Source organism: Buttiauxella brennerae ATCC 51605, assembly GCF_001654925.1.
Taxonomy (GTDB): domain Bacteria; phylum Pseudomonadota; class Gammaproteobacteria; order Enterobacterales; family Enterobacteriaceae; genus Buttiauxella; species Buttiauxella brennerae.
Window position 1 is genome coordinate 665,986 of record NZ_LXER01000006.1, and the last position, 21,066, is coordinate 687,051.

Below are 21,066 nucleotides of genomic sequence, written 5' to 3' on the forward strand. Positions count from 1 at the left end.
CACTCCTTGCATAAATGAATAAAAAAAGAATATAAGAGGCCAACTTTATGACATGCGTGGCAGATTGGCTATAATGCGCCACAATTTTCTTTTTACACCTGATAAGTGACGATATGAATTCTCTGTTTGCCAGTACGGCGCGTGGGCTTGAAGAGCTATTAAAAACTGAACTGGAGGGCCTTGGTGCGCAAGCATGCCAGGTGGTTCAGGGCGGCGTACATTACCAGGGGGACTCACGTCTGCTCTATCAAAGCCTGATGTGGAGCCGCCTTGCGTCCCGCATCCTGCTGCCATTAAACGAATGCAGTGTTTATAGCGACCTGGATTTGTACCTCGGCGTACAAACCATCGACTGGCCTGCATTGTTTGGCCCGGATGCCACCTTCGCGGTGCATTTCAGCGGCCTGAACGACGTTATTCGTAACAGCCAGTACGGCGCATTAAAAGTGAAGGATGCGATTGTCGACTCCTTTACCCGCAAAAATTTGCCGCGCCCGAACGTGGAGCGTGAACAGCCAGACCTGCGTATTAATGTCTGGTTGAATAAAGACACCGCCAGTATCGCACTCGATTTGAGTGGCGAAGGCCTGCATCAGCGTGGTTACCGCGACAGCACCGGTGCTGCCCCAATCAAAGAAACTCTGGCATCAGCCATTGTCATGCGTTCAGGCTGGCAGCCGGGTACTCCGCTGCTGGATCCAATGTGTGGTTCAGGTACGTTGCTGATTGAAGCGGCAATGATTGCGACCGATCGCGCTCCTGGTTTGCATCGCAAACACTGGGGCTTCCTGGGCTGGGCGAATCACGATGTGGATCTGTGGAAAGAGATCACCACTGAAGCACAGGTTCGTGCACGCAAAGGCCTGGGCGAATATACCTCTCGTTTCTATGGCTCAGATAATGATTCACGCGTTATCGAACGCGCCCGCGCCAACACCCGCCGCGCAGGCCTGGCTGATATCATCAGCTATGAAGTGAGAGATGTTGCTAAATTAGATAACCCGCTGCCAGAAGGCCCTACAGGTACCGTTATCAGCAACCCTCCATACGGTGAGCGTCTGGACAGCGAACCTGCACTGATTGCTTTGCACAGCCTGTTAGGCCGTAACATGAAGAGCCATTTCGGCGGCTGGAACCTGTCACTGTTTAGCGCCTCGCCGGATTTGCTCAGCTGCCTGCAACTGCGTGCCGATCGCCAGTTTAAAGCGAAGAACGGCCCGCTGGATTGTGTGCAGAAAAACTATCAATTATCTGCCACCAGCGCGGGTGCGCAATCAGGCCAGATTGCTGATGATTACGCGAACCGTCTGCGCAAAAATATCAAAAAACTCGACAAATGGGCGCGCCAGGAAGGCATCGAATGCTACCGAATTTACGACGCCGATTTGCCAGACTATAACGTTGCTGTTGACCGCTACGGCGAGTGGGTTGTGGTGCAGGAATATGCGCCACCGAAAACCGTTGATGCCAACAAAGCGCGTCAGCGTCTGTTTGATGTGATTGCTGCAACTATGTCGGTACTGGAATTGCCATCCAACCGACTGATCCTGAAAACCCGTGAGCGTCAGAAAGGGAATAGTCAGTATCAGAAAATGGATGAGAAGGGCGACTTCATGGAAGTGAGCGAATATAACGCTCGCTTGTGGGTCAACCTGACTGATTACCTGGACACCGGTTTGTTCCTCGACCACCGTATCGCACGTCAAATGCTGGGCAAAATGAGCAAAGGGAAAGACTTCCTTAACTTGTTCGCTTATACCGGCAGTGCAACCGTACATGCGGGTCTGGGCGGCGCTAAAACCACCACCACCGTGGATATGTCGCGCACTTACCTCGAATGGGCTGAGCGTAACTTGCGTCTCAATGGTTTGAGCGGCCGTGCTCACCGCCTGATTCAGGCTGATTGCCTGGGCTGGTTGCGTGAAACCGATGAACAGTTTGACCTTATTTTCATCGACCCACCGACGTTCTCAAACTCAAAACGTATGGAAGAATCTTTTGATGTCCAGCGTGACCATTTAGTGCTGATGAAAGACCTCAAGCGTCTGTTACGCCAGGGTGGCACTATTATGTTCTCCAACAACAAACGTGGCTTCAAAATGGACTTTGACGGGTTGGCTAACCTGGGCCTGAACGCTCAGGAAATCACGCAGAAAACCCAGTCGCAAGACTTCGCCCGTAATCGTCAAATTCATAACTGCTGGCTCGTTACTCATGTAGCCAAGGATTAATTGTCATGTCATTAATTAGTATGCACGGTGCATGGTTGTCATTTAGTGACGCACCGTTGTTAGATAACACTGAACTTCATATTGAAGAAAACGAACGCGTTTGTCTGGTTGGCCGTAACGGCGCAGGCAAATCTACACTGATGAAAATCCTGAATCGTGAAGTTCCGTTAGATGACGGTCGCATGATTTACGAACAAGATCTGATCGTTGCGCGTTTGCAGCAAGATCCTCCACGTAACGTGGCGGGCACGGTTTATGATTTCGTTGCCGAAGGCGTTGAAGAGCAGGCTGAGCATCTCAAGGCTTATCACGATATTTCCCATAAAGTGATGACCGATCCGAGTGACAAAAATCTCAATGAGATGGCGCGTATTCAGGAGATTCTGGATAACCAAAATCTCTGGCAGCTGGAAAGCCGCATCAATGAAGTGCTGCTGCAGTTAGGCCTGGATGCGGATACTGAGCTGTCAGCACTTTCCGGTGGCTGGTTGCGTAAAGCGGCGCTGGGCCGTGCGTTGGTCTGCTCACCGCGTGTTCTGTTGCTTGATGAACCAACGAACCACCTGGATATAGAAGCTATCGACTGGCTCGAAGGCTTCCTGAAAGATTTCCAGGGCAGCATCGTGTTTATTTCCCACGACCGTTCATTCATTCGCAATATGGCGACCCGCATTGTCGATCTTGATCGTGGCAAACTGGTTTCTTACCCGGGCAATTACGATCAATACCTGTTGGCGAAAGAAGAAGCGCTGCGCGTTGAAGATCTGCAAAACGCCGAGTTCGATCGCAAACTGGCCCAGGAAGAAGTCTGGATCCGCCAGGGTATCAAAGCGCGCCGTACACGTAACGAAGGCCGTGTGCGTGCACTGAAAGCGATGCGTAACGAACGCAGTGCGCGCCGTGAAGTGCTGGGTAGCGCCAAAATGCAGGTCGAAGAGGCTGCTCGCTCAGGTAAAATCGTCTTCGAGATGGAAGATGTTTGCTACAGCATTGGCGAACGCGCACTGGTAAAAGACTTCTCCGCTCAGGTTCAGCGCAGCGACAAAATCGCGCTGGTTGGGCCAAACGGTTGTGGCAAAACTACACTGCTGAAACTGATGCTCGACCAATTGCAGGCCGACAGTGGCCGTGTACATTGCGGCACCAAACTGGAAGTAGCGTACTTTGACCAGCACCGTGCAGAGCTTGATCCAGACCGCACCGTGATGGACAACCTTGCGGAAGGCAAGCAAGAAGTGATGGTGAACGGTAAGCCGCGCCATGTTCTGGGCTACTTGCAGGACTTCTTGTTCCATCCAAAACGCGCGATGACACCTGTACGTGCGTTGTCTGGTGGTGAGCGCAACCGTCTGTTACTTGCCCGCTTATTCCTAAAACCAAGTAACCTGTTGATTCTCGATGAACCGACAAACGATCTGGATGTCGAAACGCTTGAATTGCTGGAAGAGCTGATTGATGGTTACCAGGGCACCGTTATGCTGGTGAGCCACGATCGTCAATTTGTGGATAACACCGTTACCGAATGCTGGATTTTTGAAGGCGAAGGTAAAATTGGCCGTTACGTTGGCGGTTACCATGATGCGAAAGGTCAGCAGTCTTCTGCTCAATCGTTGCGCCAATCTGTGGCAGAAAAAGCGCAAAACAATCAGCCCGCAAAAGCGGAAGTTGTTAAACGCGCAGCTAGCAAGCTAAGCTATAACTTGCAACGCGAGTTAGAGCAATTACCACAACGTCTTGAAGAACTTGAAGCAGAACTGGAACTCATCCAGGCGAAGGTCGGCGATGCTGAGTTTTTTAACCAGCCACACGATGTCACGCAAAAAACATTGAGCGACCTGTCTACAGCGGAAAAGGCACTGGAAGAAGCTTTTGAACGTTGGGAATATCTTGAAGCTCTGAAAAACGGCGCGTAACACAAGGAGACACGATATGTGTGCCACGCATAACCATCGTTCACACATATTGTGCTCACAATGTGACTTACTGGTAGCTCTACCAGTACTGGAAGACGGCCATAAGGCCGTCTGTCCACGTTGCGGTACAACCCTGATTACTCAGTGGTCCTCACCACGTCAACGCCCTACAGCTTATGCGCTGGCAGCCCTTTTTATGCTGCTGCTGGCCAATCTCTTTCCCTTCATCAATATGAAAGTCGCGGGTATCAGTAGTGAAGTGTCGCTACTGGAAATACCAGGCGTGATGTTCAATGAAGACTATGCCAGCCTTGGCACCTTCTTTATGGCATTCGTGCAAGCGGTGCCGACGTTCTGTTTAGTGACTATCCTGCTATTGGTTAACCGCATGGCTATGCCGGAGCGGTTGCAACGCTGGCTGGCCCGCATTCTGTTTCAGTTAAAATCCTGGGGCATGGCAGAAATTTTTCTCGCGGGTGTGCTGGTGAGTTTTGTCAAACTGATGGCATACGGCGACATCGGCGTTGGCAGTAGCTTTGTTCCGTGGTGCCTGTTTTGCGTATTACAGTTACGGGCTTTCCAGTGTGTTGATAGACGCTGGCTGTGGGACGACATTACAGAAGCGCCAGTGCTGTCTACGCCACTTAAAGTGGGTGTTTCCGGGATTCGTCAGGGTCTGCGTTCCTGTTCATGCTGCACGGCAATCGTGCCTGCGGATCAGGAAGTTTGCCCGCGCTGTGAAACCAAAGGCTATGTCCGCAGACGCCACAGTTTGCAATGGACGCTCGCCCTGTTACTGACGTCAATCATGCTTTATCTGCCCGCGAATATATTACCCATCATGATTACCGAAGTGTTGGGTAGCAAAATTCCGTCAACGATTATTGCCGGGGTTATCTTGTTGTGGAGCGAAGGCTCTTATCCGGTCGCTGGGGTGATTTTCATCGCCAGTATTCTGGTACCAACACTCAAAATGTTGGCGATCGCATGGTTGTGTTGGGATGCCAAAGGCCATGGGCGTCGTGACAGTGAAAGAATGCATTTAATCTACGAGGTGGTCGAGTTTGTCGGGCGCTGGTCGATGATAGATGTTTTCGTGATTGCAGTTCTGTCGGCTCTGGTACGAATAGGTGGGTTGATGAGCATCTATCCCGCTATTGGTGCCGTAATGTTTGCATTAGTGGTTATTTTGACAATGTTTGCAGCGATGACCTTTGACCCTCGCTTGTCCTGGGATCGCGCACCGGATTCAACTCATGAGGAGTCGTCTGAGCATGGAAAATAAAAGCGGGGAAGCAAAAGTAACAAAGGTGAAAAACTGGTCCCCGGTATGGATTTTCCCTATCGTTACCGTGCTGATTGGCGCGTGGATCTTATTTTATCACTACAGTCATCAAGGCCCGGAAGTGACGCTGATTACCACCAATGCCGAAGGTATTGAAGGCGGGAAAACCACTATCAAAAGCCGCAGTGTTGATGTGGGGGTGGTGGAAAGTGCGGTGCTTTCGGATGACCTCCACCATGTGGAAATTACGGCACGTATGCATTCCGGAATGGAAAAGCTGCTGCACAAAGATTCTGTTTTTTGGGTTGTAAAACCGCAAGTCGGGCGCGGAGGCATTTCAGGTCTTGGTACGCTGCTTTCCGGTGCTTATATTGAGTTACAACCGGGGAACAAAGGGCCGCAGCCTGCGAGATATGATTTGCTGGATGCGCCGCCGCTTGCGCCACCAGATGCAAAAGGGATTCGCGTCACGCTGGACAGCAATAAAGCGGGTCAGCTCTCACCTGGCGACCCGGTACTGTTCCGTGGCTATCGGGTGGGTTCAGTTGAGACCAGCACATTTAACCCAGAGAAACGCAGCATCAGTTACCAACTGTTTATCAGTGCGCCAAATGACCGACTGGTGACCAGTAACGTGCGTTTCTGGAAAGACAGCGGCGTCGCCGTTGATTTGTCTTCACAGGGTATGCGTGTAGAAATGGGGTCATTAACTACGCTGTTTAGCGGCGGAGTGAGCTTCGACGTGCCTGAAAGTCTGGATGTCGGAAACCGGGTGACCACGGGCAGTGAATTCAAACTGTTTGATGACCAAAAAAGCATTCAGGACTCGCTCTACACCAAACACATCGATTACCTGATGTTCTTCAAAGATTCGGTACGTGGCTTGCAACCAGGCGCGCCAATTGAATTCCGTGGGATTCGTTTAGGTACGGTCGCTCGTGTGCCATTCTTCACTCCGGGTATGCGTCAGGCGTTAAACGATGATTTCCGTATTCCGGTATTGATTCGCATCGAACCTGAGCGCTTACAGAATATCGTTGGCGATGATGCTGACGTTGCCGCAAATCTGGATTCGTTGCTGCGCCGTGGTTTAAGAGCGTCGATGAAAACGGGTAACCTGGTGACGGGTGCGCTGTATATCGATCTTGATTTCTATCCGAAAGCGCCGCCGGTAACGGGCATGACAGATTTTGGTGGGTATCCAATTATCCCAACGATGAGCGGGGGTCTGGCGCAAATCCAGCAACGCTTACTGGAAACACTGGATAAGATTAACAACTTGCCGCTCAATCCAATGATTGAACAGACCACCAATTCGCTTGCTGAAAGCCAGAAAACGATGAAGCGCTTGCAGCAGACGCTTGATAATCTGAACAAGATCACCGCGAATAAGTCGATGCAATCGTTGCCTGAAGATATGCAGTCAACGCTGCGCGAGCTTAATCGCAGCATGCAGGGCTTCCAGCCGGGTTCTGCGGCGTACAACAAGATGGTGGCCGATATGCAGCGTCTTGATCAGGTTCTGCGTGAATTGCAGCCTGTACTGCGCACGCTGAACGATAAGAGCAATTCGCTGGTCTTTGAAGCGAAGGATAAAAAAGATCCCCAGCCGAAGAGGGCAAAAGAATGAAAAAATGGCTCCCAGTGATTGCTGCTTTGGCTCTGACAGCCTGTAGCAGCAGCGATGACGGAAAGACGTATTACCAACTACCACAAAGCTCCGTGGCTGCTATGCAGGCTGTGAGCCAGCCTGGCAGGCATTTGTTATGGGTTGAGCAGGTTGCTGTGCCTGATTATCTCGCCGGTAACGGCGTGGTCTATCAGACCAGTGATGTGCAATACGTCATCGCCACCAGTAACTTGTGGGCAAGTCCGTTGGACCAGCAGTTACGAAACACGCTGGTCAGCAATTTGAGTAGTGCTTTACCGGGTTGGGTTGTCGCATCTCAACCGCTTGGCAGTGATCAGGATACTCTGAATGTTAACGTCACGGGTTTCCACGGACGTTACGACGGGAAAGTGATTGTCAGCGGTGAGTGGTTGCTTAAACACGAGGGGCAATTGATTAAACGCCCATTCCACGTTGAGCTTAAGCAACAAACCGATGGTTATGATGCCATGGTGAAAACCTTAGCCCAGGCCTGGGAGCAAGAAGCACGAAGCATTGCCAGCCAGATAAGCGGTATTAATTAATTATCGCTGTAGCACAAAAAAGCTGCGTCATTCGCCGATAAAGCGAAGCGCAGCTTTTCTTTTGGCATTAATTTGTTATCCGCCTGAGTTCTCATTTTTTTATCAAATCTTATCTCGCGTAGCTCACATTTATGACATTGGCGTGAATTTTGCGCATTGACGGTGGCGTGTTTTGGAGGTATTCGTTATATGTGGTTGCACGCTTTGTAGCCACTGTTTTCTTTCCACCAGATCCATTTGATAGATCAAGAAATGAGGGAAACGAGGCATGAAGAGACAAAAACGAGATCGCCTGGAACGGGCTCATCAACGTGGTTATCAAGCAGGTATCGTCGGACGCTCCAAAGAGATGTGTCCTTATCAGACACTGAATCAAAGGTCGTACTGGATGGGAGGCTGGCGAGAAGCCATGGAAGACAGGGCGGTTACCGCGTAATCACTGTCTCTTTAGAAGAAGAAACCTCCGCATAGCGGAGGTTTCGCGTTTATACCCGTCATCTTTCAAGCCGCAGGGGTGTTGGTTGCACTCACTTACCCGAATCACTTACTTGAGTAAGCTCATCGGGATAAGCTCCCTGGCCGCCTACCTGCAACTTGAAAGCTAGCGGGTATAGATGACGGTATAGAATCAGGCTTAGAAAGCGGTAGTGTCTTTGAACAGACCCACTTTCAGATCGGTGGCGGTGTAAATTACACGACCATCAACCAGCACTTCACCATCGGCCAGGCCCATAATCAGGCGGCGATTGATAACACGCTTGAAGTGAATACGGTAACTGACTTTTTTCGCTGTAGGCAGAATCTGGCCTGCGAGTTTAACTTCACCCACACCCAGAGCGCGGCCTTTGCCTTCACCGCCTAACCAGCCGAGATAGAAACCTACCAGCTGCCACATCGCATCCAGACCCAGGCAACCAGGCATTACAGGATCGCCGATAAAGTGGCAACCGAAGAACCACAGGTCAGGATTGATATCCAGTTCTGCTTCAACGTAACCTTTATCAAAGTTACCACCGTCTTCGGTCATCTTGACTACGCGGTCCATCATCAGCATGGATGGCGCAGGCAAACGTGGGCCTTCAGCGCCAAACAGTTCGCCACGACCAGAGGCAAGAAGATCTTCTTTTGTATAGGATTCGCGTTTATCTACCATGTTTACAGTAAGCCTTTTTATAATGAAGCACGCATGTTAGCTAACACGTGTACGCTCAACAAGTCCGATCAGTTCGGGGTGAACCAGTTGAGCCAACGTAGTGGCCATGGATAGCGGTGCCGAATATCTTGCGCGGATGCCTGAGCGATTCGCTCTTGTACCGCACGCATGAGCGTATTTTGCCCTTCGCCATCCCAGGGCAGATTTGTTAATAAGGGTAGTGCATCTGTGACATCATCGATGGCCCAAATGGTGAATTGCCCTTGTTCTACAGCATCCAGAACGTCTTGGTGCAGGCAAAGGTGACGCACATTGGAAACCGGGATAATCACGCCTTGCCTGCCGGTAAATTCGCGTTGCTGGCAAATACGGAAGAAACCTTCAATCTTCTCATTCAGGCCGCCAACCGGTTGTACACGACCAAACTGGTCGACTGAACCCGTCACCGCGATGTGCTGATAAATCGGTACATTCGCCAGCGCACTGATTAATGCACACAGTTCGGCCATGGATGCACTATCACCATCGACTTCGCTGTAAGACTGTTCAAAGGTTAGCGACGCAGAGAAGGGGATTTGCTGGTCAAGCTGCAGTTCAGACATCAAAAATGCCTGCATGATCATCATGCCTTTCGCATGAATATTGCCGCCCAGCTCCGCTTTGCGCTCCACATCAGTAAATTCACCATCACCGACATGCACCACACAGCTGATACGAGAAGGTTCACCAAATGCACGTGGATGCCCTGGGAACTCAATCACCGACAAGGCGTTGATCTGGCCAACCATTTCCCCTTCGGTCTCGATGAGGATTTGCTCAAGCAGAATTTCATCCTGCATGCGTTCAGCAAGATAACCTTCACGCCATTCACGCTGTGCCAGCATTTGTGTCAGTTCTTCAGCACCAAAGCTGTCTTCTTCAGTGAAGGCTGCGACTTCGCGCAACTGACGGCTTATCCATGATGGACACAGTGGCAGCGTTTCCTGGTCGCCGGTATAACGCACGGCTTCGCGGATTAACACAGGCCAGGCATCTGTTGCAGGCGCAGAGAGCGATTTTGATTGGCCTACCGCGTAAATCCACTGACACCACAATGCCATATCATCGGCAGATGCTATCTGCAGGTTCTCTTCGAACTCACTGTAGATTGCCGAGGTTGCCAGTTCTGGCTCCATATCCTGGAAATCAGCCAGTGATTCACGTTCACCGACCAGAACCAGTTTCAGGCTCAGCGGTAAAGAAGGAATATTGACCGGCAATGGGCGAGTTTCATCAGGTGAAATCCAGTCGAACCGACCCTGAATGACCATTTGCTTCAGGCGCAGCCACAACAGCGGTTGTGCTAACACGCTGCGCAATGACAGAACCAGAATGCCACCATTTGCACGGTGAACCAGGCCCGGACTCAGGGTGATTTCACCTGCAAACTGGCGAACGCAGCCAAAGAGCTGATCTGCTTCAATCCAGTCAGCGGCGACGACACTGGAGTGCCCTGCAAAATTGTCTTCTGCAGACTCGGCCGGGCGTAAAGTTATGTGACGGCCTTCAATCAGATAATGGCCGCCCGTCAGAGCGTTATCTTGCGACCAGCACTCACGTGCTGCTTCGGTAATAAGATTAAGGTATTCGGCTTCTTCAGCGGCTTTTACCAGCATCAGATCGGCCGAGGCTACCGGTTGGCTGAGCTGCATCAGTCCGTAAGACAGACGAGGCTGCACAGCGGAGAAAGGGGCAGTTTCGGAATCATAAGGCTGTGCGAAAATTTCCTGATAGCTTTCGGTATCAGGTACAAGAGCACGCCATTCAAGTCGATTAGTCGTCAAAGTCGCTATTTATTAATTAGATGTCAAAGGCGAGATTATACAAGAATAGGGGAGGCAGCACACGGTTTATGCGGAGCGGCAAGTTTACTTAGCTCACAGCTTTCATTTTTCAGGTAAGCGAAAATAAAAAAAACTGTTATTCTGAAATGAGTTACACGGTCACACTGAGATCGCAATGAAATATCAACAGTTGGAAAATCTCGAGAGCGGCTGGAAGTGGAAGTATCTGGTTAAGAAACACCGCGAAGGCGAGCTCATTACCCGTTACATTGAAGCCAGTGCTGCGCAAGAAGCCGTTGATGCTTTGCTACGCCTGGAAAATGAGCCTGTGCACGTGTTGAGCTGGATTGAGCAGCATATGAATCCAACACTCCACAACCGGATGAAGCAAACTATCCGCGCGCGGCGCAAACGGCATTTTAATGCCGAGCATCAGCATACGCGTAAAAAATCCATCGACCTTGAATATCTGGTCTGGCAACGGTTAGCAGGGCTTGCTCATCGCAGAGGGTGCACGCTCTCGGAAACGATTGTGCAGTTGATTGAAGATGCTGAGCGTAAAGAACAGTACGCCAATCAGATGTCATCTCTGAAGCACGATCTCCAGGCTTTGCTTGGCAAAGAATAGAGCGCAGTTGTATTGACGCTGTGCAGAGTTTTACGGCTTTTGGGCTGAAAATAGATAATAAAAAACCCCGCCTTGGCGGGGTTTTTTTATAACGGTAACTTATGCCGCAGGCTGAGTTACAACGTCTTTGATACCTTTAACTTCGATCTCTACGCGACGATCTGGAGCCAGGCAATCAATCAGTTTAGCTTTAGGAGCTACGTTATCACAGGTGTTGCCAGTAACTGGGTTAGATTCACCCATACCGCGTGGGGAGATCTTGTTAGCTGGGATACCTTTAGAGATCAGGTAATCAACAACAGACTGTGCACGTTTGTCAGACAGTTTCTGGTTGTACTGGTCTGAACCGATACGGTCGGTGAAGCCCAGAACTACAACAGAACCATCTTTCGGGTCGAGGTTGCTCAGCTGAGTATACAGCTGATCCAGTGCCTGCTGACCTTCTGGTTTCAGAGTTGCTTTGTTGAAGTTGAACAGAACATCAGACTTCAGAGTGAAGTGCTTGGTCTGTACTTCTGGAGCTGGTGCTGGAGCCGGAGCTACAACTGGAGCAACATTATCGTACTGGCCGAAACGGTAAGAAACACCCAGGCTCAGCATGCCGTTGTCTGGACGAGTACCAACGGTTTGCGCGTCACCGATGTTGCTAACCCACTGGTAATCCAGGCGAGTTGCGATATCACGGGTGATTGCGTACTCAAGACCAACTGCAGCCAGCGGGGAAACGCCAGTGTCGTGATCGCTGATACGAGTAGTACCGTTGTTGTAGTTGCCTTTGGAGTCTGCACGCCAAACCATACCACCCAGACGAGTATAGATGTCCAGGTCATCATTGATTGGGTAGCTCAGTTTAGCAGCCAGTTGAACGCCTTGCGCTTTGAAAGCACCGTTATTGGTGTCGCCTTTATAAGGCATACGACCTAACCAGTCGTAACCCATTTCAAAACCAACGTACGGGTTAACCTGATAACCACCGAACGCACCAGCACCCAGTTGGCTGTTGTGAGTTGGGCCGTCATTGTTCTTATAACCGTTACCGTAGAAACCGGTATCGTGGAACTGGGACCAACCCAACTTACCACCTGCATACCAGGTGTTATCTTTCGGTGCGGCCTGCGCTACGGTAGCGAAGCCAGCCAGTGCCACTGCAATTGCGATAGCTGTCTTTTTCATTTTTTGCGCCTCATTATCATCCAAAAAGGCCATGAGCTTTAAAATCGCTCTAAAGCCCAGGGTTAAATCCTTCGCCCGAGTTTATGCTCACTTGTTACTCTACCGATCAATCGGTGTTATGTAAGAGCAACCCTGGCGAGCTAAAGTCTACAACGTACTTGAAAACTTACAAGTGTGAAGTCCGTCAGGCATATGAAAAAAAACGACTTGTATACACATTTTCTAACAACTTTGCGTGAAATTCACACTCATAAAATTTGCTGGAAGGCCGCTCTGCGCGGCTTGAGACGCGGATTCTTAATAAATCACAATGATTTGTCAAGGGTTCAGAAAAAGTTCCAAGAATTCTCTTAAATTTACTTAATGATACAAACTAGAATGAATTTTTAGCTCACTCCGTGGTCGACTACCTGTTTTAGAGGTTTGCATCGGACGCATAATGAAGCCAATTGCATTACCCATTTCGGCTGCAAAAGACAGCTGCATATGTTCTTCGTCAGTCAATTCTTCCGGTAACCAACCGATAACAACACTGTAATTTCCAGTCTGCAATGCTTTCACCATAGCATCTACGGTGAAAAGTGGATCTAACTGGCTCACCTGCATCACTTTTGTGAGCGGAAGACCTACAGATTCCAGCCACTGACGGCTTAATTTCTGCTGCGGCGTTAACCACAACTGCCAGCGAGACTGCTGACCGAGTTGCTGAAGCAGTGGTAACAAGAGCAACTGTGTAACCCATGGCTGATCTTCGCTGTAGATCACTTCACTGATCAACCCTTTAGTGTTGTGGCCTGCTGATGACGGAACTGTGGAAGACGCAGAACCTGAAACAGTGGCAACGTGAGTTAGAACGTTATGTGAGTGCATAGTTAATCCCGCCTGATGGGTTACTGTATGAATATACAGTAATCCCCATTAGGACAAAGATCAATCTAAATTTCTGAAAGCATATCGCAATTTCATCATGTAAATCTGCATAACGAGAGAATGTGATTGCCGCCAGGGACTAGGTTATTTATTTTCGTGTTACCGGGAGCAGTACTACGCCATTTATAATCGTTATTACATGATATTTAAGGATATATTCATGAAGGTAAGATCTTATGCAAGGATTCATCAATCAAAAGAATGTTTATCTTCGTTAGGCGAAATTAGATATCGCTCGTTGTTTGGTGGCTACAGTCTGACCGTCGGAAATGTTGTTTTCGCTATGGTGTCTGAAGGGGAGCTTTACCTTCGTGCATGCGAGCAAACAGAAGTCTATTTCGTTAAGAAAGCGCCAGAACCGCTGCTCTATAACAAGCGTGGGCGCACGATTGAACTGAATTATTATCGTGTCGATGAGGGCTTGTGGAGTGACCAGCAAAAGCTGCTGGAACTCTCAACCGGTGCATTACACAGTGCCCAGCGCGAAAAATCTCGCCAGAAATCGCAACAACGGCTCAAAGATCTACCGAACTTAACTCACAGCCTGGAAATGATGTTGTGGGAAGCGGGCATTGCTGATGTTCGGACTCTTCAGGCCTACGGCGCGAAACGTGCGTGGATTAAACTTAAAAATATGAAGAAAGGACTTGGTGTCCGGGTGTTGTTAGCGTTGGCCGGTGCAATTTGCGGGATGCATGAGGCAGCACTCCCGGCGGCAATGCGCCGGGAATTGGTGGAGTGGGGGCATATCTACGAAAAGCGCCATATGCGCTAATCGTGTTGCTGCGACACAAGTTGCTGCAGACGGGATATTTCGGGGAGTAGCGCAACCAGTAGGCCAATTTGTTGCAGGACTAACGGCTCTTTGGTATCTGGTTGTGGCTCAAGCTGAGTGATACGCGAGGAGAGCCCCTGCAAAGCTTTCTGAACACGTTCTTCATCTGCCGGTAGATGATGTAATGCATCATCTACGTAACATACGGCGTCATCAAGCAGCAGCAAAATATTCTCATTAGTGAGTTTTTCGCGATGTGCACCTAATGCAGAGATATAACTGTTGAAGGTGTGATTAAGACACAACAGGCGAAAGGCCGTTTCCTGCATATCAGGCGAAACACGTGGCTCTGAGGACATATTGGACACCACTGACGCCAGCTCAGCATCTTTATTGTGGGCATCCCGGCGTGCAATTCGGTACTCGAGTCGGTTATCGCGGCCCTGATGGTATTGCTCAAGAATAGCGTCCAGGTAACGGCAGTTAGCGTTAAATGCGCGCTCAACAACCAAGGGTAGCCTGCGGAATCGCCAGTCAGGCCAAATGAAAGTCACCGCAGCCCACGCGATGGCACATCCTAATAAGGTATCGAAAATACGCGGCATCGCCACTTCAAACCCTTCACCCAACAAGTTGAAGCACAGCAATACCAGCAACGTGATAAACATGGTTGCATGGGCGTATTGCACATTGCGGAAGGCAAAGAAGAGCACGCCGGTTATCACAATTAATACCAGTTGCCCTTCCATTGACGGCACAAAGAACAGCACCGGCAGCCCGATCGCCACCCCAACCAATGTGCCGATGATACGCAATGCTAAGCGTCGCCGAGTCGCACTGTAGTTTGGCTGGCATACAAAGAGGCTGGTCAGAAGGATCCAGTAACCATGTTTAAGGCCAGTAAACTGGATAAATACATAACCGATGCACAAAACGACCGACATTCGCACCGCGTGGCGAAAGAGTGCCGACTCAGGTGTCAAATTGCGTTTTAGCCGCTGCCAGATATCGCCAAAGCCAGTTAACCGGTCATCAGCCAGACGGTTTTCAATATCCATTTCCGGTGCCGCAATGGCTTGTTCGGATTCAATGGTCGCTAATTGCGCATCGATAGCCCGCAGGTTACTCACCAGGAAGCCAAGTGCTTTTAGCTCACTCGCCAGATAGTGATCGGCTTTCAGTCTTTCAATGGCGGCATCAAGGTGGGTAAATGCGCGTTCAAAACGCGGGTCATGTTGGTACTTCACGCGTAATAAAACAGAACGTGAAAGTTGTATGCAAGCCTGAGACTGCATGGTCAACAGGCGTTGAAAGCGGAACATGATATCGCTGTAGCGGAATTTATCGCGCAATGCCTGGTACTGAATGTGCGAGGAACTGGCTCTTTCGTGAATATCCTGAGCAACGAAGTAGTAGTGCAGGGTACGACGGGTGCCACGCTGTCCACGATCACCACGTAAACGCGTGAGCAAAGAACTCTTCGTCTGGTTGAGCGTCGTTACCAATTGGCTGTTTGCCATCGCCAGCTCAAGCATCGGCGCCTGACTTTCGTCTTCAATATCAGGATCGAATAGCGTGGCTTTCACTTCGAGATAGCGTGCAAGGCTCTCATAACAACGAGCCAGGTTATCCTGTAGCGGCCTTATCGGGAAAATAAGATGGCCAGCAAGTGTCAGCAAGTTGTACCAGATGGCACCTGCCAAAAGCAGTATGGGTTGCTGGTACCAATGCTCGTACAAAGAAATACCGAGCATGGTATAAATTGCGATTAATAGCGCCCCAAACGCGATTGTGGCGTAACGCTGGCCTAACCCACCTAAAAGAATGAAACCGCTGGTGGAAACCATCAGCCCAATACCAAACAGTACCGGCCATGGGAACAGCAGTTCCACAGATGCGGAAGCAATAAAGAAACTGATCAGAGTAATCAGCAGATTACGTAACCGGCCTGTAAGTCGGTCATCTAAATCGGCAAGAGCTGCGGCAACCACACCGAGCGTTAACGGAATAGTGAGCTTAACTTCACCCAACCACCATGGGAAGGCAGCAGTCCCGGTCAGCGCGATGAAAATACGTAAGTTATAGAGCCAGGTGCTGTTCCAGGTATAGCGGCGCAGAATTGGGCTAAGCATTAATACTCACTATTCTTATCAGATTTACTGGAAACGACGTCGTGCATTCGCTTCGCGAGCAGCTTGTGCAGTTTCTACCGAAACGACTCGGCGGCCAACGGGCCAAAGTGCAATGGCGGCGATTTTGAAGTTAGCGATTCCCACCGGAATGCCGATAATCGTGACGCACTGGGCGATCCCGGTACAGATATGCAGCACACAGAGCCACCAACCGAAAAACACCAGCCAGAGAATGTTCAGCAGTGTACCGCCGGTGTTCAGGATGGCACTTTTACCCTGTGGGTTGAGCTCATCAACATGAACCGCTTCGTTACCGTACGGGACGAAAGAGAGTTTGGTTATCTCCCAGCAGGAACGAGTCAGCGGCAGCGTGAAAATAAAAATGATGCTGACAAGAGTGGCCAGCAGCCAGGAAAGTGTGGTCAGAAAACCACCCAGTATAAAGTTCAGAATATTAAGGACTGTTCGCATAATCACTCTTCGTTGGTATAAATGAATAACCACAACAATTGTAACGCGTTTTTACTCTGGAGCGTCATTCCTTCGGCGGGTAAACTTAACCACAACCACTATTTTGGATCAGGCAAAGCGTAATGGAACTGAAAGCGACCTCCTTTGGCAAACATTTAGCACAACATCCCTACAATCGTGTGAGATTGCTGACTGCTGGTGTAGAGGTAAAAGGTGATCGTCATGAATACCTTATTCCATTCAATCAGTTAATAGCAATTAATTGCAAGCGCGGCCTGGTCTGGGGTGAACTGGAGTTTGTGCTGCCAGATGACAAAGTGGTGCGCTTGCATGGCACCGAATGGAATGAAACGCAGCGTTTTTATCATCATCTTAACGAGCTATGGCAGAGCTGGAGCGCTGAAATGAGCGAAGTTGCCGCTCAGGTGTTGCATCAGCAGTATGCGGAGATAACCCGCCGTGTACAGCAGGAGAAATGGTTTAGACGCAGCGACATGCAGGCATTACAGCAAAGCGTTCGCGCTGCTTTCTCCGCACTACCGCTGCCACAGGCTCGCCTTGAGGCGTTCGACAACTGCCGTGAAGTCTGGTTGCACTGCAAAGCCTGGCTTGAGCAAGGCGAAGTACGCCGCCATCAGCGTAATACCGCATTCACTAATCACATGCTTGAAAAGTACGCTGACTTTTTCCAGCAAGTCGAAAGCTCGCCGTTGAACCCTTCCCAGGCCCGTGCTGTGGTCAATGGCGAAGATTCTCTGCTGGTACTGGCTGGAGCCGGGAGCGGTAAAACCTCTGTTCTGGTTGCGCGCGCAGGCTGGTTATTGCAACGTGGCGAGGCCAGTGAAGATCAAATTTTGTTGCTGGCTTTCGGGCGTAAAGCCGCACAGGAGATGGATCAACGTATTGTAGAGCGCCTGCACACGGATGCCATTTCCGCCCGCACGTTTCATGCTCTGGCATTGCATATTATCCAGCAAGGAAGCAAAAAAGTGCCGCAGGTCAGTGAACTGGAATCTGACACCAGCGCACGCCATCAATTACTGATTGAAAGCTGGCAGCAGCAATGCCGCGAGAAAAAAGCGCAGGCCAAGGGCTGGCGTGAATGGTTGCGCGACGAGTTGCAGTGGGACGTGCCGGAAGGGGAATACTGGAAAGATGAACGTTTGGCAAAACGTCTTGCCAGCCGCTTAGACCGCTGGCTGGGGCTGATGCGAATGCATGGCGGCTCGCAGGCCGAAATGATTGCCGCCGCACCTGAAGAAATACGCGATCTCTTTACTAAGCGCGTCAAACTGATGGCACCGCTGTTGAAGAGCTGGAAAACAGCGCTGAAAGCCGAAGAGGCCGTTGATTTTTCGGGTCTGATTCATCAGGCGATTAACGTGCTGGAAAAGGGGCGTTTTATCAGCCCATGGAAGCACATCCTGGTCGATGAATTTCAGGATATCTCGCCACAACGTGCGGCATTGCTGGCGGCTCTCAGAAAACAAAATTCCCACACATCGCTTTACGCGGTGGGCGATGACTGGCAGGCAATTTACCGTTTCAGTGGTGCAGAAATGTCGCTGACGACGGCGTTTGCACACCATTTTGGTGACGCAGACCAATGTGCGTTGGATACAACTTATCGTTTTAATGACCGGATTGGTGAAATTGCTAATCGCTTTGTGCAGCAGAACCCACATCAACTCGCCAAGCCGTTAAACAGCCTGTCAAAAGGCGATAAGAAAGCCGTCACGTTATTGGCGGACGACCAGCTTGAAGCTCTGCTCGATAAAATGAGCGGATATGTGAAACCGCAGCAGCGCATTCTGGTTTTGGCGCGTTACCATCACTTACGCCCGGCGATTCTGGAAAAGGCTGCGACACGCTGGCCAAAACTGGCAATTGATTTCATGACGATTCATGCCAGCAAAGGGCAACAGGCAGATTACGTCGTGGTGCTGGGGCTGCAACAGGGGAAAGATGGTTTCCCGGCGGTGGCGCGGGAATCTGTGATGGAAGAGGCCTTGTTGCCACAGCCAGAAGATTACCCGGATGCAGAAGAACGGCGGTTATTGTATGTGGCAATGACGCGGGCCCGTCATCGTGTCTGGCTGTTATTCAACAAACAGGAACCGTCCAGTTTTGTCGATATTCTGAAACACCTTGGTGTGCCCGCGGCAAATCGACCGTAATTACTTCAGTCGTTCAGCCAGATAACGTGGGTAATCTGGGATCAAAATTTCTACTGACTGATCAAAACCGGGTGACTGAATAATAAAGTCAGCGGTCGATAAGTTAGTGGCAACGGGGATGTTCCACACTGTGGCCAGGCGCAACAATGCTTTGACATCCGGGTCGTGTGGAACAGCGTTTAGCGGGTCCCAGAAGAAAATCAGCACATCAATTTTCCCTTCGGAAATCAACGCACCAACTTGCTGATCGCCCCCCATCGGGCCGCTCAGCATCGCGTTGACATCAAGACCGCTGCCACGCTGAATGAGATTCCCGGTGGTGCCGGTTGCATATAATACGTGCTGAGCCAGAGTCGCTTTGTGGCGTTCTACCCATTTCAACAGCGCATCTTTACAGTGATCGTGTGCTACCAGCGCAATATGCTTTTTTTCCGCCAGGGTGCGGGTCGTTAATTCCATGGGTTAATCCTGAGTGATTTACGTTGGCTACAGCTTACTGGAAGCCACTGATGCTGCAAGAGAAGGGTGTCAAAAATGCGGGATTTGAAAGGCAATTATTGCGACGGATGCTCCTTCACCCATTGCAGAAAACGGTCGCGCGTTGGTTTGTCTGCTTGCGAAAACCAATACTTCAGGCGCTGTTCGGTCAACGTTTCGGACTGCCGTACCGGCGCATCAAGCTCAGATGCTTTTGAGAGCAACTCGCTATCATCCGCCATCATGGTGGCGAACCCTTTGATTGCTGCAGTTTTTCCTGACTTGTTGTAAAACTGAGTATCCAGCTCGTAATCAATTCCCTGAGGCGTCGTTTTGACGGGCAGGATATCCATTTTCAATGGAATGAGCGCCGCATTGCCGTCCAATAACTGGATATGTGGCGCATGGTCAAACTCATCACTCTCTTTATCGCTTTCAATGCGCGGCAAATTAAAATTTACCTGGCTCACGTCTTTGGTATCGAAACTCACCACTAAAGGCGGGGAAATATAAAGACGCAGTTCTCGCGTGGTGGTCCGAATATTCTTTTCGACCCGAAACACCAATTGATGGGGGCCGTTATCCAGTTCGAGGCTATCTGCCCCTCTCAATAAAGAGCTGGAAACTTTTTTACCATCAAGAACCAGTAAATCAATATCGGTAGACAGGCGAAGTGTTGTCGCCCACGATTGATGCGGCAAAAGAAGGGTCCAACATATTGCGATAAAGAACACAGTTCTCATCAATTTCTCCTGCCTGAGGGTAAATTGGATCATCCCTTACTGAATGTTTCAAAATTTTTCATACGGGCGCCTCATTAACATATAGACATATTCCCAATAATTGCTCTACTACCTGCGTATGGGAAAGATGGTGAGACAGTAACGGATGGCATACACTTTTGATTACTGAGTCCCGGCGGAGAGTGTGATGAAACAGGCAGATATCGAAACAATTCTAAAAAGTACCCGAACCATTGCGCTGGTGGGAGCCAGTGATAAACCCGATCGCCCAAGCTACCGGGTAATGGCTTATTTGCTGGATCAAGGATATGAAGTGATTCCGGTGTCACCTAAAGTGGCTGGTAAAACCCTGCTCGGTCAGCAAGGGTATGGCTCGCTTGCGGAAATTCCGAAGAAAGTTGATATGGTCGATGTGTTCCGCAATTCAGAAGCAGCATGGGAAGTGGCAAGAGAAGCCATTGCCATCGGTGCGAAAACATTGTGGATGCAATTAGGCGTGATAAATGAACAGGCCGCAGTGCTGGCGCAAGATGCCGGTTTAACGGTGGTGATGGACAAATGCCCGGCGATTGAAATCCCGAGATTAGGTCTGGCTAAATAATAAAAAACCCCGCAGCGCGGGGTTTTTGCTAATTTCGCAGGCGAGGTGCCTGAAGCTGTTGCCGTATCGAAGCCGCCAATTCATCCATCGACGGTTGTTCGGGATGCTCGTCTTGTGACTCCCCACTTAACTGGGCTTCAGCAAGATAGGTGTGCACGGCCTGGCCATCATCATCTTCCATCACTACATGATACCAGGGGGCACTACGGAGGACATCATTGTCGGCCAGATCATCTTCTGCAGGCTCATCCAGAGAATATTCCGGGTCGATATCGACCACTACTCCCAGATAACCCAGCAAAGAATGTCGTACTTGCTGTCCAATGCCGAATTTGCTGGCAATCATAGTCACCTCCTGAGA

General features: G+C 50.0%; 19 protein-coding genes. 10 read left to right on the forward strand and 9 right to left on the reverse strand.

Annotated elements, in window-relative coordinates:
• Nucleotides 1–113 precede the first annotated feature (113 nt).
• The 6 genes from rlmKL to rmf all read left to right on the forward strand — a co-directional run bounded on the left by rlmKL (nt 114) and on the right by rmf (nt 8,058).
• Nucleotides 114–2,231: a bifunctional 23S rRNA (guanine(2069)-N(7))-methyltransferase RlmK/23S rRNA (guanine(2445)-N(2))-methyltransferase RlmL gene (gene rlmKL, locus M975_RS04230; RefSeq protein WP_064557573.1), complete on the forward strand. Its 2,118-nt coding sequence runs from the start codon at nt 114–116 to the stop codon at nt 2,229–2,231.
• A 5-nt stretch (nt 2,232–2,236) separates the two neighbouring features.
• Nucleotides 2,237–4,144 carry an ABC transporter ATP-binding protein gene (locus M975_RS04235; RefSeq protein WP_064557574.1) on the forward strand — a complete coding sequence of 636 codons (1,908 nt, stop codon included), beginning with the start codon at nt 2,237–2,239 and terminating at the stop codon, nt 4,142–4,144.
• A gap of 16 nt (nt 4,145–4,160) precedes the next feature.
• The gene (gene pqiA, locus M975_RS04240; protein WP_064557576.1) at nt 4,161–5,429 is read left to right on the forward strand and encodes a membrane integrity-associated transporter subunit PqiA; all 1,269 of its coding nucleotides are present in this window, start codon (nt 4,161–4,163) and stop codon (nt 5,427–5,429) included.
• The gene (gene pqiB, locus M975_RS04245; protein WP_064557578.1) at nt 5,419–7,059 is read left to right on the forward strand and encodes an intermembrane transport protein PqiB; all 1,641 of its coding nucleotides are present in this window, start codon (nt 5,419–5,421) and stop codon (nt 7,057–7,059) included. The genes pqiA and pqiB overlap by 11 nt, the downstream gene beginning before the upstream one ends.
• Nucleotides 7,056–7,622, forward strand: coding sequence for a membrane integrity-associated transporter subunit PqiC (gene pqiC / locus M975_RS04250; RefSeq protein WP_064557579.1), 567 nt, complete (start codon nt 7,056–7,058; stop codon nt 7,620–7,622). Before pqiB ends, pqiC begins: the two co-directional genes overlap by 4 nt.
• A gap of 268 nt (nt 7,623–7,890) precedes the next feature.
• Nucleotides 7,891–8,058, forward strand: a complete 168-nt coding sequence (rmf, locus tag M975_RS22195; protein ID WP_034456319.1) for a ribosome modulation factor — start codon at nt 7,891–7,893, stop codon at nt 8,056–8,058.
• A gap of 198 nt (nt 8,059–8,256) precedes the next feature.
• Here rmf and fabA read toward each other — a convergent pair whose 3' ends face one another.
• Together fabA and M975_RS04260 are read right to left on the reverse strand one after the other, a co-directional pair.
• On the reverse strand, nt 8,257–8,775 hold the full coding sequence (fabA, locus tag M975_RS04255) for a bifunctional 3-hydroxydecanoyl-ACP dehydratase/trans-2-decenoyl-ACP isomerase (RefSeq protein WP_034494356.1): 519 nt from the start codon (nt 8,773–8,775) through the stop codon (nt 8,257–8,259).
• A gap of 68 nt (nt 8,776–8,843) precedes the next feature.
• Nucleotides 8,844–10,598 (reverse strand): AAA family ATPase, encoded by a 1,755-nt coding sequence (locus M975_RS04260; RefSeq protein WP_064557581.1) that lies wholly within the window; start codon nt 10,596–10,598, stop codon nt 8,844–8,846.
• Nucleotides 10,599–10,773: 175 nt separating this feature from the next.
• Here M975_RS04260 and matP point away from each other — a divergent pair, with 175 nt between their 5' ends.
• Nucleotides 10,774–11,226, forward strand: coding sequence for a macrodomain Ter protein MatP (gene matP / locus M975_RS04265; RefSeq protein WP_064557583.1), 453 nt, complete (start codon nt 10,774–10,776; stop codon nt 11,224–11,226).
• Nucleotides 11,227–11,325: 99 nt separating this feature from the next.
• Here the strand turns inward: matP and ompA are convergent, their stop codons facing one another.
• Together ompA and sulA are read right to left on the reverse strand one after the other, a co-directional pair.
• Entirely contained in the window at nt 11,326–12,399 is a 1,074-nt protein-coding gene (gene ompA / locus M975_RS04270) for a porin OmpA (RefSeq protein WP_157093324.1), read from the reverse strand.
• 360 nt (nt 12,400–12,759) lie between these two features.
• Nucleotides 12,760–13,269 carry an SOS-induced cell division inhibitor SulA gene (gene sulA / locus M975_RS04275; RefSeq protein ID WP_064557585.1) on the reverse strand — a complete coding sequence of 170 codons (510 nt, stop codon included), beginning with the start codon at nt 13,267–13,269 and terminating at the stop codon, nt 12,760–12,762.
• A 220-nt stretch (nt 13,270–13,489) separates the two neighbouring features.
• On the opposite strand from sulA, the gene M975_RS04280 reads away from it, so the two are divergent.
• Entirely contained in the window at nt 13,490–14,104 is a 615-nt protein-coding gene (locus M975_RS04280; RefSeq protein WP_064557586.1) for a TfoX/Sxy family DNA transformation protein, read from the forward strand.
• Here M975_RS04280 and yccS read toward each other — a convergent pair.
• Together yccS and M975_RS04290 are read right to left on the reverse strand one after the other, a co-directional pair.
• Nucleotides 14,101–16,236, reverse strand: a complete 2,136-nt coding sequence (yccS, locus tag M975_RS04285) for a YccS family putative transporter (RefSeq protein ID WP_064557587.1) — start codon at nt 16,234–16,236, stop codon at nt 14,101–14,103. The two genes, M975_RS04280 and yccS, sit on opposite strands and share 4 nt — an antisense overlap.
• Before the next feature lie 24 nt (nt 16,237–16,260).
• On the reverse strand, nt 16,261–16,707 hold the full coding sequence (locus tag M975_RS04290) for a YccF domain-containing protein (protein ID WP_064557588.1): 447 nt from the start codon (nt 16,705–16,707) through the stop codon (nt 16,261–16,263).
• A 122-nt stretch (nt 16,708–16,829) separates the two neighbouring features.
• On the opposite strand from M975_RS04290, the gene helD reads away from it, so the two are divergent.
• On the forward strand, nt 16,830–18,884 hold the full coding sequence (helD, locus tag M975_RS04295) for a DNA helicase IV (protein WP_064557590.1): 2,055 nt from the start codon (nt 16,830–16,832) through the stop codon (nt 18,882–18,884).
• Here helD and mgsA read toward each other — a convergent pair whose 3' ends face one another.
• Nucleotides 18,885–19,343 carry a methylglyoxal synthase gene (mgsA, locus tag M975_RS04300; protein WP_064557592.1) on the reverse strand — a complete coding sequence of 153 codons (459 nt, stop codon included), beginning with the start codon at nt 19,341–19,343 and terminating at the stop codon, nt 18,885–18,887.
• A 95-nt stretch (nt 19,344–19,438) separates the two neighbouring features.
• Nucleotides 19,439–20,104, reverse strand: a complete 666-nt coding sequence (csgI, locus tag M975_RS04305) for a curli synthesis inhibitor (protein ID WP_064557594.1) — start codon at nt 20,102–20,104, stop codon at nt 19,439–19,441.
• Between the two features lie 187 nt (nt 20,105–20,291).
• Here csgI and M975_RS04310 point away from each other — a divergent pair, with 187 nt between their 5' ends.
• Nucleotides 20,292–20,705: a CoA-binding protein gene (locus tag M975_RS04310; RefSeq protein WP_064557595.1), complete on the forward strand. Its 414-nt coding sequence runs from the start codon at nt 20,292–20,294 to the stop codon at nt 20,703–20,705.
• A 28-nt stretch (nt 20,706–20,733) separates the two neighbouring features.
• On the opposite strand, the gene hspQ is transcribed toward M975_RS04310, so the two are convergent.
• Complete coding sequence (gene hspQ / locus M975_RS04315) at nt 20,734–21,051, reverse strand: heat shock protein HspQ (RefSeq protein WP_034494367.1); 318 nt, start codon at nt 21,049–21,051, stop codon at nt 20,734–20,736.
• Nucleotides 21,052–21,066: the final 15 nt, after the last annotated feature.

What these genes read in the sequence shown, in the direction of transcription:
- rlmKL (WP_064557573.1), top strand. Translation starts at nt 114, where the DNA reads ATGAATTCTCTGTTTGCCAGTACGGCGCGTGGGCTTGAAGAGCTATTA.
- M975_RS04235 (WP_064557574.1), top strand. Translation starts at nt 2,237, where the DNA reads ATGTCATTAATTAGTATGCACGGTGCATGGTTGTCATTTAGTGACGCA.
- pqiA (WP_064557576.1), top strand. Translation starts at nt 4,161, where the DNA reads ATGTGTGCCACGCATAACCATCGTTCACACATATTGTGCTCACAATGT.
- pqiB (WP_064557578.1), top strand. Translation starts at nt 5,419, where the DNA reads ATGGAAAATAAAAGCGGGGAAGCAAAAGTAACAAAGGTGAAAAACTGG.
- pqiC (WP_064557579.1), top strand. Translation starts at nt 7,056, where the DNA reads ATGAAAAAATGGCTCCCAGTGATTGCTGCTTTGGCTCTGACAGCCTGT.
- rmf (WP_034456319.1), top strand. Translation starts at nt 7,891, where the DNA reads ATGAAGAGACAAAAACGAGATCGCCTGGAACGGGCTCATCAACGTGGT.
- fabA (WP_034494356.1), bottom strand. Translation starts at nt 8,775, where the DNA reads ATGGTAGATAAACGCGAATCCTATACAAAAGAAGATCTTCTTGCCTCT.
- matP (WP_064557583.1), top strand. Translation starts at nt 10,774, where the DNA reads ATGAAATATCAACAGTTGGAAAATCTCGAGAGCGGCTGGAAGTGGAAG.
- ompA (WP_157093324.1), bottom strand. Translation starts at nt 12,399, where the DNA reads ATGAAAAAGACAGCTATCGCAATTGCAGTGGCACTGGCTGGCTTCGCT.
- sulA (WP_064557585.1), bottom strand. Translation starts at nt 13,269, where the DNA reads ATGCACTCACATAACGTTCTAACTCACGTTGCCACTGTTTCAGGTTCT.
- M975_RS04280 (WP_064557586.1), top strand. Translation starts at nt 13,490, where the DNA reads ATGAAGGTAAGATCTTATGCAAGGATTCATCAATCAAAAGAATGTTTA.
- yccS (WP_064557587.1), bottom strand. Translation starts at nt 16,236, where the DNA reads ATGCTTAGCCCAATTCTGCGCCGCTATACCTGGAACAGCACCTGGCTC.
- M975_RS04290 (WP_064557588.1), bottom strand. Translation starts at nt 16,707, where the DNA reads ATGCGAACAGTCCTTAATATTCTGAACTTTATACTGGGTGGTTTTCTG.
- helD (WP_064557590.1), top strand. Translation starts at nt 16,830, where the DNA reads ATGGAACTGAAAGCGACCTCCTTTGGCAAACATTTAGCACAACATCCC.
- mgsA (WP_064557592.1), bottom strand. Translation starts at nt 19,343, where the DNA reads ATGGAATTAACGACCCGCACCCTGGCGGAAAAAAAGCATATTGCGCTG.
- csgI (WP_064557594.1), bottom strand. Translation starts at nt 20,104, where the DNA reads ATGAGAACTGTGTTCTTTATCGCAATATGTTGGACCCTTCTTTTGCCG.
- M975_RS04310 (WP_064557595.1), top strand. Translation starts at nt 20,292, where the DNA reads ATGAAACAGGCAGATATCGAAACAATTCTAAAAAGTACCCGAACCATT.
- hspQ (WP_034494367.1), bottom strand. Translation starts at nt 21,051, where the DNA reads ATGATTGCCAGCAAATTCGGCATTGGACAGCAAGTACGACATTCTTTG.